Here is a 14082-nt window from a genome sequence, read left to right as displayed (position 1 = left end):
ATTTAATGGGTTCGTCAATTTCAGTTATGCATAGTTGAATCGTTTTGTCAAGCATGGGTACTGAACCGACGCCCTAGGACATTGGCTAACTGAGGCTCCGGGCATAACTCAATTGAGTCTTTCTTTTCGGCTAAGATTTTGACGATGTTTGCGCCACCGCCAATCAATAAGATGGTGTCGATTTCATCCTTCATCGTGCTAAATTTTTCGAGGGCTTTCTTGAGGGCTTGTGATGCCCAGCGGTTGCGGTGTTCACGGTAGATGTTGCTGATGTCAATATTCCGGGAGCCGTAGCTGAGTGAGCCATCCTCGATCGCCTGCTGAATCAGATGAATATTCCCTTCTTTACCGAGGGTTTTTTTGAACCGAATGTCCGAGGCGATTGACTTGAGCAAATGAAACACCCCAACCTGAGAAACTGTGCGACTTTTAGGGATTAAATGCCCGTTGGGACTGAAGGCTTGAGCGATTGTTGTGCCATTCCCACAGTCGATAATCGCGTTAGCTGTTCCACTGGGAAAAACTCCCTGGGATAAGGCATAAACGAAAGCTCCCTGACCTTCATGGAGTACGGTCACATCGTCGATTGTGGCGCTCGCCTCCACTCCATTGTGAATATATCGGTGAGTGCCGATGATGGCTCGTTTGAAGGCATTTCCCAGTAGTGCCGGGTCAGGTAAACTGGCATACATCATGGGAATTTGGAAGTATTGGCCGTGACTCATTGGGGGGAGTCCAGCGAGTGCAAAATGAAGTGCAAAATCAACTTTCCCGGTTGAATTTTCGCTATCAACGACCCGACTGAAAGCGCCAGGGAATGAGGTTTTAGCCGCTTCCCCTACGGCCCAAATTCGTCCGGCTAGGTCAGTGCGTTCGCCTCCTGTGTATTTGATAATTGCACCGAAGCCAATGTCGTCACATAACTCTGATGGATCTAGGGCTTCACAGATGTAGGAGGGCATCATCTGAGGGGTTGAGCCGCGTGAAAATTTCGTGTAACCATTACCTAAATCAAGCGCGTAAGGTTGCATAGGACTGTATAACTCCTTATGGGTCTGTATAGGTCTTGATAGGTCTAAGAAGGAACCAATAGAATAGCGGGACAGAACTCGCTCTATCCCGCTATCTGAGGTTATTTGAAGTAGTTTTGGCCCAAGTATCTCACCGGGTCTTTTGATGCCTTGTGAGGGCTATATAGTCCCGGTGAGATATCTCGGGTTATGGCCGATAAATTAGGGGTCTTTCTTCGCTCGGATCCAGCCGATCGCACCTGTCGGATCGACACTCTGGGGGACGGGCAACTGATGCAAGAAACCAAAGGTAAGCGAGGGCGAGAGTCAACCCGATATCAACAAAAATGCTCATCGGCTTACCCCCGCTAGAGATTCAGCAGCGCGGGCCATTGTTGCCAAATCTTCAGGCGATCGGGCATTTAGTCCATAGCGCTCATCCCGAGCTAAGACTCGGGCAACCGAGGGGACCAAGTTTTCCGGGAGTTCAGTTTTTAGGAGGACTTGACCCCAGTGAGTTACTCGGTCTTGAAATTGTATTTCATTCATAACTAAGTAACTAAAAAGGGGTGAAACACTCAGTCATCCGGGAGGAAACAGCTGCGGCTAAATTCACCCATTCCTCCTCTGTCAGCGTCAGGGCGAGAAACTCATCCGTCTCTTGAATCCCCGAAAACTCCTCCCGTATTCCGTCAGCGTCTTCTAGTGCATTCTGCATTGTTCGGGTTTTGTCTCCCGATTGGTGGCAGTGTTTGGCCGCCCCGGTTGCAGTTAGCAGCAGATCAAGCATCTCCGAGTAGTCGAGGTTCTTGAGGGTAAAGAAAGGATTTAGCTTGGGTGGGAAATTCATCACAGCACCTCCCAGATAGGAGGTGACTGAGCAGCCATTTCGCTTACTTTGGCTCGGGTGTAATCATGCAGTCGAAGCTCTGCGAGTTCCGAGGTCCATCGGGCTAGGGCTAACCATTCCCCGAGTTCCAAGACGATCGCCCTCAACCCTTCATCCTGGCAATCGAACCCATCGAAATAGATGCCGTCAATTGTTCGCGATTCCTTATGTTGCAGGATTGGCCCAATGCCGTATGGGTGTTTGGTTTGAGTTGACCACCAAGCTCCCTCAGAAGCAATTCCCGTGAGGGCGATCGCGTCGTCAAGGGTCAGTTTTTCCCCGTTCCCAAGGAACGGATAGAGCTTATCTTGGAGGCTCTGGGAATAAAAACCGAGGCATTTTGGCGCTGAAATTGATAGAGTAGTCATGGTTGATATCTCAACTGAAAAACGTATGTGGACTGAGAAATTCATCCCCAAAGGTGGTGAGACACCCTAGGGGGTAGGCGATACGCCTAAGTAGATGCCTATTCAGTTTTCTTGGTTCTGCCAGTCGCCCTGTTGTCCTCATGGACGGCGGGGCGCTGTCTTTTGATTTCTAAGCGGCTTTTAAATCTTTGGAGTGATTAATCCTCCTTATCTCGATGCCTCATAAATAATCTGGATGTCGCCTGCCTTATTTGTGAAATAAATTGGCAAAGCCTGCCGCACGTAATCATTAAGATTGATGGGTTCTGGGAAATTTGTCATCTCCCAGTAACCTCCGCTTTTCATCATGTCTTTGGCTACTTCGATTAGGGCAGTACCCATTGAGAGGGGGTTTATAATTTCGTACCCCTTCCCTGATGCAGTTTTAATCACATCTGCCCTTTCAATTGCCATTCCTTCGTTGCTCATTTTTGCAGCACCTACTTTCTTAGTTTTAGCCAAAACCCTGCAAGTCTTTGGGCTTGTGGGGTTTCATTGTTTTTGGGCAACTTGAGAGCCTTTCCTTAGCTTTGGTCAAGCGGTCAGCGTCCGCATTGGGTAGCTCCGTCGTTCCCCGTGAGTTCACTATATCAACCCTGGGTTTTATTGTCAACCTCTGAAGCTAAATTTTAGCTTGACAGGAACCGTTGTGGACTCTAGGATAGATGTAGTAGGCTTTTGAGGTATAAAAATGCAGGCAGCAGTAGAAATGGCGCACCGTTGGCGGTTGAATGAAGTATTAGCGAGGTACAGGGTCGGCACGGGGGAACTCGCCGATCAATTGGGTTACGTCCCTCAGTCGGTCAGCAAGCTCAAGGCAAAAGACACTATGCCCCGAATTGACGGGGACACTTTAGCCGCCATCTGCACCGCCATCAATAAGATCCTTAGAGAAAAAGGAATCTCCGACACTATTACCCCAGGGGATTTGATTGAATATGTTTTTGATGATTAACCGTGGCGATCGCCCCCAGACCATCACCCGAACCGCCACCCGATCGCCACTAAAACCCGATCGCAACCCGGCCAAATTCCGGTTTCACCGGGCGTCATCACGCAAAACCCCATAACCGAGGTACGCGCAAAATAGGACACGACGTAAAGTTTTATGAAGAAATCTATGGACAGCACTTACTTCTTTGCAGATCAACCCTTTCTCCTTACCCGCCTTGACAACCTGTTTCACGCGATCTCAACCATCCCCTCGGGCAAAATTAATCGCCTCCACTCCGAACGAGACAGGGCGATCGCGGCCATTCAGCTAGATTTGCTTTGGTCCGTAGCTCTGGAATCTGAAGAGCCTGCTTCTCTTATGGCGCTTGCACCCTGGCGTCTGATTTATGGGAATAAAGCCACCGGCGGGGCGGATTGGCAGGGGCGATCGCTCACCGAGTCTTGGCCCGATGAAAAACTAGACTCCTATCTGGTAGCCCTGATTCGGGATGGGGTGCATGAGGGGTCCGGAGTGCGATCGGAGTTGTTCACCCTTGCCGATGGCAGAAAAATCGTTCTCCAGCTTGGGCAAGCCTAGCGGGAATCTGGGGAAGTCTGGGATATTGAAGGGCGATCGCAAATTTTCACCCTTGCCGATGGAATAAAAATCATCCTGCATCGAATTCTGAAACCCCTGCAAAACCCTGGTTAACCAGGCGGCATTGTTAACAGTTTATTGAAGATATTCTCTAATAAAAATCGAACGCTTGCAGAATCCCAACCCCTTGTCCCGAGGGGTATTTGAGTTTGTATCTAACTTTTCCTCATGTTTTTGGGCAATAAAAAAGCCGGGTTGATAAAAATATCAACCCGGCTTTTTTCCGTAGTATAATAACCCTATAAAGAAGGAAGTCCCCGCGCTTCATCGGTTGCTGATAACAACCGCGCAGAGACCCCTACCCAAAAACAAAAATTTTTATATCTGGACTTATCTTAGCATTTTGTTGAGGTAAATAAAAGAATTTTTGTTGAGGTTTTTTGAAGCGCGAGGGACCCCTTCCACCACAAAAGGAGTCCCATCTATGTCTAGTTTAGCACAATCTACGGAATCTACATCGGGTTACGAGGGTTCAGGCGATCATCAGTTGGTAGATCTCAGCCAATACGAAGATCGCCTCACCCCAACATCCAAGGGAAAATATGAATGCCCGGTCTGCAACGGGAAAAATTTAAGTTACAGCCGCACCGAGCCGACCAAATTCAAATGCTTTTCAGGGAATTGCAAGTCCCCGGATATCCTGAAGGCGATCGCGCCAGAACTCTTTGAGAAAGGGGAAACCCGCAAGACCAAGGCAGTAAAACGATCGCCAGCTAAGAAAGCCAAACCCGCGCCTATCCCAGAATCGGGAGAATTGGCCCGACTTCCGTGCAAGCCGACTCCACCTCAGAAACACCAGGACAGCAAAGGGAAACACATCACCTACACCTACTCCGATACTCAGTGGGTGATCCGACTTGAACCCGCAAATGGCGACAGAAAGCGCTTTACCCAATTTCACATCAACGAAGCGGGCCAAACTATCGCCAAAAAGGGTGACAAGCCGTGGCCGCTATATAAGGAAGAGGAAGCAATCGCCTACGGACCGGGGAAATGGGTTCTCTGGGATGAAGGGGAAAAATGCACCGATGCTACTCGGTGGCTCCAATTGGTGTCCATGACTTTTATGGGAGGGGCCACAAAAGTAGATAAAGAATCAGCTATTCTAAGGCTTCAAAAGGCAGGAGTAGCAGGGATTGCCCGCGTCCGAGACAAAGACCAAAAAGGCTGCGAGAAAAGCGAGGAAGTGGCTGATATCTGCCACAAACTAGGAATGCCTACGGTTGAACTGGCTGATTATCTGCCTATCCTAGAGGGAGAGGATATAGCGGATCTGATTAAAGCCAACTTGAACAACCCAGAAGAAATAATCGCCCAGCTTGAACGGGCATTCGGGCAAGCGCTAAACAAAACCCGAGAAGTGGTTGAAAACTTGCCCGACGACGACGATGACAAGCCAGAGAAGAAAAGCGCTAACGACTATGCCAACGAGCTATTCAATGAATGGCGCGATCGCCTAGCTTGGGATATCCAGGCGGGCGAATGGAAATGGTACGGGGTCGAAAAACCTGGACTGTGGTCCCGGTGTGACGTGATCGAAGTCGAGGCGGTTATCCGGTCTTGTTTGGAAAAAGAAGGGAAAGGCTATGGAGCCGGATTGGTAGCATCGATTGAACGCCTTATGAGATCCCAATTTAAGGTAAAGCAGTTTGACGCCAATCCCAAATTAATCCCGTTTATTGATGGGGTGTTCAACCTCGACAGCAACTCATTTGGCGAACACGCTCCCGGCTACCGTTTGACCTGGCAACTACCCCGGCGCTACCACTCCCCAGACTCGGGAGACTTTAGCTCGATTGCTCAATGGCTTGACTTCGTGACCTATGGCGATCGCAACCGCCAGCGGATGATTGAGTGTTTCATTGCCGCAGGCATCCGAGGCATGAGTCATCTACATAAATTCCTGTTTTTAATCGGCAAGGGTGGCACGGGGAAATCCACTTTAGTGCGCCTGATTGAGGCGATCGCCGGTGAGGAGAATTGCTGGAATGGCACGATCGCCAGTCTCTCGGATAAGCATGAAATTATTGATTTAAAGGGCAAGCGCTTCGTGATCCACGATGACCAAGACTCCATCCGCTCTTGTGGTTTGTCTGAATTCAAAAAAAGCACCGGGGGGATGAAGCTCCGAGGCCGTCACCTTCATCAAAACCCGGTAGAGTTCGCGCCCTCTGCCTTGCACGTCGTCACCGCCAACTATCCAATCTTTCACGGGTCGGAATCTCAGGGCGCTTGGTTGAGTCGCCGGATTATGACGATGGCGTTTGACCGGGAGGGTGGTCCCGAGGTGCGATCTCTTGAATCCAAATTCAAGGCTGAGTTACCTGCTTTCACCCGTTACCTGCTGTCAATTTCCTCGGAGGAAATTGAAGCGACGTTGCGCGGTGGGGGAAATGATATAGCGATGTCCCCTGCCTTCTGGGAATCAAAACTAAGAGATTCTCTCCCAGCCTGGGTCAATGAGCACTTAGTCTTCGACCCCACTGCCCGCACCCAAATTGGCAGCAATTGCGATGAGTGGAAAAACGATGCTTATAAACCAGAAGCCTCGACCCTTTTCGGAGCTTACAACCACTACTGCCGAGGTGCAGGGGTTAAGTCGGCCCTTAACCTCACCAACTTTACCCCAACCATGAAAGAGCTTTTTGAGTCCCTGGGATGGAAGGTAGAAGCGAAGCGGGATTCTAAAGCCCGTTACCTCCAAGGGGTAAGGTTGCGGCGAGAGGATGATTTATCCCCAACAATCTTGGAAATTCTTCAAGGGCGATCGGTCAGTGACGACCCCAGTGACGGGTTAGTGACGACCCCAGTGACGACCCCAGAACCCTTGCTATGCAAGGATAGTGACGGGTATGACGGGTTAACTCCAAATATAGAGAAGTTTAAAAAAGAGGAGATTGATTTTCCATCTCCTCCCCCGCAAAAAACAGAAAACACACTATATGAGGGCGATAAACCCGTCACCTCCGGCACAACTGCCCCAGGGCAAGGGTTTGAACCCGTCACCCAACCCACCCCAGAACCCGTCACCGAACCCGTCACGGAACCCGTCACTGGCAATAAAGGGGAAGTTAACCCGATCTCCCCGGAAACCCCAAGTTACCGAGTCGGTGACCTGGTGGAGATAACGGATCCATCGCTGGAAATAGAAGGGGAGATTTTACCGCTAGGGGCCAAAGATGAAAACGGATGTTACCTAGTCCGGTATGTAAAGACCGGCGATGGGGTAAGAGGTGGGAGCACTTGTTCAATTTCAGTGGCTCCCCACCAATTCAAGATCGCACCCCAGGCGAATGCGGAACCACCAACCGAGGCTAAATCCACATTGATCGGCGAAATCAAAATGCTGATCCGCAATCTGAGCCGAAACGATGTCTCGGAGCAGGAAATCACGGATGAGGCGATCGCCACCTACGGCAGTGCAGACACCTCCAAGTTCACCGAATTTCAGCTTCACCACTTCCACTCCTTCCTTTTAGGTAAGTGGGAGGCGATTCCCTTTGACGAGCGGCTTTAATTGCGATCGCCCCGATGGAGCTAAACTTCGGATAATTCCTCACTCCCTACTCGCTGGTGCGGATTCTAGCTGGCAAGGTCAAGGTGGCGACTCCCACCGACCAGCTAACATCAACCGAACCGACTTCCCACGAACTGCTGAAATTGGCCCACGCTTTGTTTCTCAAACTGGCGGCTGAAGGGCTGGATAAGGCTGAGTTGCGAGGATTCATCAAGCGCCGCTATGGGAAACCTACTAAATTCGCAATGACCCTCCAAGAGTTGGAGGATTTGCTCCGGCTGTTAAAGCTGTATGGTCCGGCTATCTGCTCTCGTGTCACCGGCGAGTTCAACCCACCGACCCAGATCCCGCTAGACCACGTCGGATTCTTCTGCGTGGTTGCCACCCACGTTGCGAGGCTCAACCAAAATCGCTCTCAACGACCCAAATTCGTCGGAAGCCTCGCAGCCTTACAGCGTAAGAGTTGCTCCATTTTTATGCGATGGCGATCGCTCTGTGTAAGTCCGAATGCGTTGTGGCGGTTTATCCAAAAGTCTCCGATTATTTTTGGCCGGACTTGTATTCACCCCATCTATGCTTGCCTTATCTAGGGAAGGAAGGATTTGGGAAAACTGGCTTGAGCGCAGATTGCACTCTTGTCGTCCAATCCGATTGCGCTCGCCCAACACAAGTCGCCGTTTTCAGTTCCTGCCGGTATAGTTGCTGGCAATCAGGGATGGGGAGCATCGCGGGCAAAGAAAAACTGAAACTGCCTACTAACAAGCACACTGATGTGGGATCGGGTATGGCGATCATTGCGAACCTCGCGCTCGCAACTGGAATCGTTCCTGAACGGGAGCGATGCCCCTGGCGCTACCCTCCCCAACTTTTTCGCTTTGGTTGTTGCTCCCTCACCAACCCCTCCAACTCCACCGTCCCGATTAAATCCCCCTTCCCTCATTACTCCTGTATTCTGTATAACCAAATCAGTATTCTTACTCAAAAACAATGTTTTTCCCAGGCAAAAACAGTTTTTCGTCACTTTTTTTGCATTAATTTACAAGGATTAAAATTCATTCAAAAGCCCATTCTATAAAGAAAAATTGTATCAAATTAATTGCTAAACCTAAGTAAAATTAAGTAAAACTAAATAAAAATACTGAAAAATTTACACAGCCTAGGCAAAAACTTCCCCAAAAAAACTTAAAAACTTCAGTAAAAGTGCGGATAGGGAAATTGCATAGAGTTGTTAAATTAGTTTTCAAGTTTTTTTTAATTCGCTTAGAGCATCCTACTTTTTACAAAAAAAGCCAGGACGCAGCACCATCTAAACTACAAGCACGGATGGAAACTCGTCATGCAAATTTTAAACAATGAATCGTTATTTTCTGACTCCCCAGGAGACCCTTTATTATCCGGTTTAGTTGACAATCCCGTAGACCCATTTAACAACCCAATAAAGCCATTAGAATCTCCGCCAACTGGTAGCGAGTTATTCCCAATAAACTCTCAATATGGAGTTGAGGACACCTCGCTGACCGACGGAGTATCAGTTAATAGTATTGAGTCGAGCATACTCCCCAGTTCAGATAACAATTCTCCAATCGACCCTCTCACCGGCGAACCCGTTGCGTCCCTCCCAAATACCGACTTCACATCTGGAACATTTGTCGTAGGCAATACTGGACAAGTCAACATCGAGTTCCTCTACGATGGTGGCGCTTACAAAAGTGAAATTGGCATTTTCAGTTTAACCGGGATGGAAGAATTTGTCCCCGGAAGTGCAGAATTTATTAAAGAAGCCGCCAAAAGAGCGTCAAGTCATTCCGAACAAGGTTACATCGTCATCTCTGATGCCACGGAAGCTGCCAAATTTACCGAAGATTTAGGAGCAGCCAACAATTTTAATTGGGGAAAACACGAAGGAAACAAAACTTTCTTGATGCAGCCAGGCGATAAATTTGGCATCATCCTTGTTCCCAATGGGACCATCGAAGAAGTTGAACAAAATCCGGAATTAGCTGGAAACAAACGCCCCTTATTTTCTCTCGCCACCGCCAACCCAGAAGATGCCTTTCATGTCGGACAAATTGCCGACGTTACAGGAGAAGGTAATTTGTTTGTTATGGAAGACTTGCGAGTCGATGTGGGAAGCGATCGCGACTACAATGACCTCATCTTCTCCCTATTTGGAGCTACCGGAACTGCCACAGTCCTTGATGAATTAATCAATCCTAATTTAGACTGGCGCACGACTCCCACCGGACAAGAAATCATCACCTACGTCCAAGAACAATCCGCTTTACTTCAATCGACCCCAGAAAGCGCTTCAGAGGAAGTTTCAGAAACAATTGATGCGTTAGAACCCAGTGGTGATGGAATAGCGGTGGACGATTCAACCGTAGAGTCAACCCTTGACCTTGATAGCACCGACAACGGGGTAGAATCCACCTCAATTCCTGAAGAAACTGAATCGCTCACTCCCTTATCTGATGAAACAACAGTTGAGCCGACTGAATCCACTTCAATTCTTGAAGAAACTGAATCGTCCATTCTCTTACCGGACGACACCGACAACGGAATAGAATCTACCTCAGTTTCAATCGAAAACTCACCGTCAATCGGTGACGACTCCGATACATCCAATTTAACAGAATCCACTTCGGTTTCAGCCGAAACATCCGAACCGACCGAATCTCTTGATGAAACTTCAACGGTATCAGACTTCGACACAGTTGAAGCGACAGAATCCAACTTAGAAACTTCCTCCTCAATCCAGTCCGACTCCGATACAGTTGATTCGACAGAATTTGCGGATGAAAGCGGCGAAGAAGAAACATCCAATGCTATTCAATCGGATGAGGATATACTGGCTGAATCTCCTGCCTCGTCCGACTCAGCAAGCACCCCTGCTAGTGCAGAAGAGACCCCAGATTCAGAAGAATCTTCACTCGATTCAACCGAAACAAATTCCTCATCTTTAACCACAGATGACACAGATTTCAACTCAGATGAGGATGAACCTCTCGATTTAGCTGAAGAAGACTTAGTAGCCTCGACAACTTCATCAGCTTCAACCGAATTTATTATCGATACCACTTCGGGACCCAACTCATCTCAAATCGAATCGTCCGCAATTAAACCCTCCGCTCCACCCGCTACATCCAATCCAACCGAATCTACATCAGATTCCGGAGAAACTGCATCAGTTGTTCTAGAAGATAACAACTCCCCATCCGACAGCAACTCCCTCACCATCAACGTCGTTGCTCAAACCGTACCTACTCAAATCGAACCAACCTTCCCCAACTTCTCCCAAGGGGTTTTCCAAGTCGGAGAGACTGGCGCTATTAACATCGAATACATCTTCGATGGCGGCTATTATCAAGGGACTGTCGGTTTGTTCAATATGGCTGGACTCTCGGAATATGAATGGGGGTCTGCTGAATTTTTCCGAGAAATCGCTAGACGTTCTCTCTCCAATTCCGATGAAGGTTATGTTCTGGTATCCGACTCCACAGAAGCGGCTAAACTCGATGGAAAATTGGAAGCTTACAATTGGAATCGTGGCATCAAATCAGGAGAGAAAACTTTCTCTTTACCGGAAGGAACAGAATTTGGCTTAATTTTAATTCCTGACGGCACCCTCCAAGAACTCTTTGACAATCCCCAAGTTACTGGCAGCAAAAAACCCTTCCTTTCGTTAACTCCCAGTGACCCGGAACGAGCGTTGCATCAACCTCAACTCGTTGATGTCACTGGAGATGGGAACTTATTTGCCTGGGAAGATTTACGGTTGCCTGGAGGGGATGCCGACTTTAACGATATCACCTTTAAAATGTCAGGTGCAACCGGAATCGTGACTAACCTGGATGAAGTGATTGCTCCCGATTCAGATTGGCGCAATTCTGAAATTGGACAGCAAATCGTTTCTTACGCAGAACAGAACAACCAGTCTCCCATCATCACCGCAAAACTTGCAGAAGATACTGGCATATCCGATAGCGATCGCAAAACCTACAACCCGACTATTACTGGCACTCTCACCAACCCTCTCCACATTGTTAGTTTTACTGCCAGTTTTGACAACTCTTCCTTCATCAACATTGACTCGCAACTTTTAGAAACCGGCGACTTTACCTTCACCCCCTCCCAACTTGCCACCATTTATGGCGATTCACTCCCCGATGGCTCTCACACATTATACTTGCAGGCCATTGACGAATGGGGAAACGTTACCGAGTACCAGTATGACTTCACCCTAGATACCACCGCGCCTCCGCTGACATTTGACTTAGACCCCGCATCCGACACCGATATCCCTGGCGACGCTCAAACCGCTGCATCACCTGTAACCCTGACAGGGACGACAGAACCCAATGCTACCGTCACTTTAATCGAAACCGGCACAACCGTCACGGCGGATACAACGGGACAATTCTCTTTTGCAGGAATTGACCTTACTGTTGGGGAAAATTCCTTTACCATTCAAACCCTTGACGACGCAGGCAATTCCACCGTTACCAGTCGCATCATTACTCGCACGGAAGTTAGCAATGTTGATGATATCGTTTTGGTAGAAGGGGAAAACTTTTCAGTCAGTCATCGAGAAGAATTGACTATTCCACAGACTTCTTCTCAGTTAGTCTTTACATTGGCTGCACTCAATTTCGACAGGAGCGATAGTAATGCAATTAACGATGCGTTTGAAGTCGCTCTTTTGGATGCAAAAGGGAATTCTTTGGTGCATACCATTGGTTCGGGAGATGCTTTCTTTAATTTAACCGAAGGGGAAGAACCGAAATTAGCCGCTGGCGTTGAATATAATGAAAGTGCAGGCACGGTGACGCTCAATCTGAATGGGGTGAGTCCGGGAAGTGCTAATTTAGTATTGCGATTGGTAAACGGCGATCGCGACACGACCACCTCAGTCAGCATCCGCGACCTGCACTTGGTGGGAAGCACTCAAGAACAACTGCCAGTCAGTAGCGGTGAAGACAATCATCGCAGTCAGCCGATTGAGTTAGCGGAGTTTGGCAAACTGACGGATATTACGCCCTCTTTCCCCTTAGAATACAGAAGCACTCGCTTTGATGAAAGTAGCAACGAACTGTATGCGGAAGTTGCCATTCGCAATGAAGGCAATTATAGCGTAGATGGGCCTTTATTGGTGGCGGTTTCTAATATCAGTGACCCCACGGTTTTACTGCGCGACCCCGATGGATTTACTCCAGAAGGAGTGCCATATTATAATTTCTCTGAATTGGCCGAGGATGGAAAGTTAGACCCGACTGAAATAACTGAGTTGGGTTCGCTGACCTTCTTCAATCCTAATCGAGTTCAATTTACTTATGAATTGACGGTACTGGGACAGTTAAATGCTGACCCAGTTATCGAGAGCGAACCGCCACTAGAAGCGATTGGAGGGAATTCTTATCGGTATGAAGTTATTGCGAAAGATGCGAATAACGATGGGTTGAGTTATTCGTTATTATCAGCTCCCAATGGGATGATAATTGACTCAGAAACTGGGGTGATAACTTGGGAGACCACGGTTGAGGAGATTGGAACTCATGCTGTTGTTGTAGAGGTGGTGGATTCTCGTGGGGGGAAAGATGTTCAAAGCTTTACCCTGTCTGTGACTCAGATTCCGCCGAATCGACCCCCTATATTCACGTCCACGCCGGTGGTGGATGCTTATATCAATCAACCTTATCGCTACGACTCCAATGCGATGGACCCCGATGGGGACCCTCTCAGCTATCGCTTAATTCAAGGTCCGGAAGATATGACAGTGGATCTGGTGACAGGAGAAGTGGAATGGACGCCACCTTCCGTGTTGATGCTGGGAGATACGGTTCTCGGACGCATCTCGATTCCTGGAGGACGTGATGAGTTTAGTTTTAGCGGAACCGCAGGACAGCGAATTTATATTGACCCGTTACAGTATGGAAATTGGCAGTTTGAGCTTTACGATCCGAATGGGAAACAGGTAACCAATAAATCGGCACAAAGTATTGATAGCGGGAATGTTTTTACTTTAACCGAGAGCGGGAATTATAGCATTGTCGTTAACGGAAATCAAGACTTTACTGGCAGTTATGGATTTACGGTAATCGATGTGGGGATGGTGCCAGTTGTTCCCTTTGATGAAGTGATTAGAGGCACTCTGTCTCCTGGAACGGAAGATGACGTCTATCGCTTTACAGGTAAAGCCGGACAAAGACTGTTTTTAGATAAGATTAGTAACAGTGGAAGCTTAGATTGGGTCATCTACGGAGCGAACGACAAAAATCTTCAGTACAGTTCATCTTTTGACGATATAGAATGGAAATTGCCTTACGATGGTGAGTATCTGCTAGCATTGCGAGGTAAATCTCCTTTTTACAGCAATGTGAATTATGCTTTTGAAATAATCACACCTGACGAAATTACCGCTGAGATGGAATTGGGGAGTCTGGACAATCCCCATACAGTTTCAGGAGAAATCGGCGAAAAAGGAGAACGCGATTATTATACATTTACAGGAAACGTCGGGGAACAACTTTATTTTGATGTTCTAGACAGCCGTTTTCCCTTATCCTATAAAATTGTCGGACCTAACCCTCAAGATATTAAGTACAGTAGTTATTTTTCGTATAACGATCCCAACCGGACGTTCGTCCTACCCGAAAGCGGTACTTACCGAG

Annotated in this window: 11 protein-coding genes; 6 read left to right on the top strand and 5 right to left on the bottom strand. The window is 48.1% G+C overall.

The window, feature by feature from the left end:
* Positions 1–47: 47 nt before the first annotated feature.
* The 5 genes from NG792_RS28375 to NG792_RS28355 form a co-directional block, all read right to left on the bottom strand.
* Positions 48–1031, bottom strand: coding sequence for a ParM/StbA family protein (locus tag NG792_RS28375; protein WP_261237739.1), 984 nt, complete (start codon positions 1029–1031; stop codon positions 48–50).
* A 330-nt stretch (positions 1032–1361) separates the two neighbouring features.
* Positions 1362–1559, bottom strand: a complete 198-nt coding sequence (locus NG792_RS28370; RefSeq protein WP_261237738.1) for a hypothetical protein — start codon at positions 1557–1559, stop codon at positions 1362–1364.
* A 10-nt stretch (positions 1560–1569) separates the two neighbouring features.
* On the bottom strand, positions 1570–1860 hold the full coding sequence (locus NG792_RS28365) for a hypothetical protein (RefSeq protein WP_261237737.1): 291 nt from the start codon (positions 1858–1860) through the stop codon (positions 1570–1572).
* A complete protein-coding gene (locus NG792_RS28360; protein ID WP_261237736.1) occupies positions 1860–2267 on the bottom strand; it encodes a hypothetical protein in 408 nt (135 codons plus the stop codon). The genes NG792_RS28365 and NG792_RS28360 overlap by 1 nt, the downstream gene beginning before the upstream one ends.
* A 207-nt stretch (positions 2268–2474) precedes the next feature.
* Positions 2475–2768 carry a hypothetical protein gene (locus tag NG792_RS28355; protein ID WP_261237735.1) on the bottom strand — a complete coding sequence of 98 codons (294 nt, stop codon included), beginning with the start codon at positions 2766–2768 and terminating at the stop codon, positions 2475–2477.
* 229 nt (positions 2769–2997) lie between these two features.
* Here NG792_RS28355 and NG792_RS28350 point away from each other — a divergent pair, with 229 nt between their 5' ends.
* From NG792_RS28350 to NG792_RS28325, 6 genes are all read left to right on the top strand, one after another.
* Entirely contained in the window at positions 2998–3261 is a 264-nt protein-coding gene (locus tag NG792_RS28350; RefSeq protein ID WP_261237733.1) for a helix-turn-helix domain-containing protein, read from the top strand.
* On the top strand, positions 3251–3376 hold the full coding sequence (locus NG792_RS28345) for a hypothetical protein (protein ID WP_261237732.1): 126 nt from the start codon (positions 3251–3253) through the stop codon (positions 3374–3376). The genes NG792_RS28350 and NG792_RS28345 overlap by 11 nt, the downstream gene beginning before the upstream one ends.
* Before the next feature lie 38 nt (positions 3377–3414).
* A complete protein-coding gene (locus tag NG792_RS28340; protein WP_261237731.1) occupies positions 3415–3837 on the top strand; it encodes a hypothetical protein in 423 nt (140 codons plus the stop codon).
* Positions 3838–4321: 484 nt separating this feature from the next.
* Complete coding sequence (locus NG792_RS28335) at positions 4322–7414, top strand: DNA primase family protein (protein WP_261237730.1); 3093 nt, start codon at positions 4322–4324, stop codon at positions 7412–7414.
* 56 nt (positions 7415–7470) lie between these two features.
* A complete protein-coding gene (locus NG792_RS28330) occupies positions 7471–8004 on the top strand; it encodes a hypothetical protein (protein WP_261237729.1) in 534 nt (177 codons plus the stop codon).
* Between the two features lie 746 nt (positions 8005–8750).
* On the top strand, positions 8751–14082 hold a 5332-nt coding region (locus tag NG792_RS28325; protein ID WP_261237728.1), incomplete at its 3' end, for a DUF4114 domain-containing protein.

The organism is Laspinema olomoucense D3b, from assembly GCF_025370785.1.
Lineage (GTDB): Bacteria > Cyanobacteriota > Cyanobacteriia > Cyanobacteriales > Laspinemataceae > Laspinema > Laspinema olomoucense.
This window is presented reverse-complemented; position numbering and strand designations above follow the sequence as displayed.

What these genes read in the sequence shown, in the direction of transcription:
- NG792_RS28335 (WP_261237730.1), top strand. Translation starts at nt 4,322, where the DNA reads ATGTCTAGTTTAGCACAATCTACGGAATCTACATCGGGTTACGAGGGT.
- NG792_RS28350 (WP_261237733.1), top strand. Translation starts at nt 2,998, where the DNA reads ATGCAGGCAGCAGTAGAAATGGCGCACCGTTGGCGGTTGAATGAAGTA.
- NG792_RS28365 (WP_261237737.1), bottom strand. Translation starts at nt 1,860, where the DNA reads ATGAATTTCCCACCCAAGCTAAATCCTTTCTTTACCCTCAAGAACCTC.
- NG792_RS28340 (WP_261237731.1), top strand. Translation starts at nt 3,415, where the DNA reads ATGAAGAAATCTATGGACAGCACTTACTTCTTTGCAGATCAACCCTTT.
- NG792_RS28375 (WP_261237739.1), bottom strand. Translation starts at nt 1,031, where the DNA reads ATGCAACCTTACGCGCTTGATTTAGGTAATGGTTACACGAAATTTTCA.
- NG792_RS28370 (WP_261237738.1), bottom strand. Translation starts at nt 1,559, where the DNA reads ATGAATGAAATACAATTTCAAGACCGAGTAACTCACTGGGGTCAAGTC.
- NG792_RS28360 (WP_261237736.1), bottom strand. Translation starts at nt 2,267, where the DNA reads ATGACTACTCTATCAATTTCAGCGCCAAAATGCCTCGGTTTTTATTCC.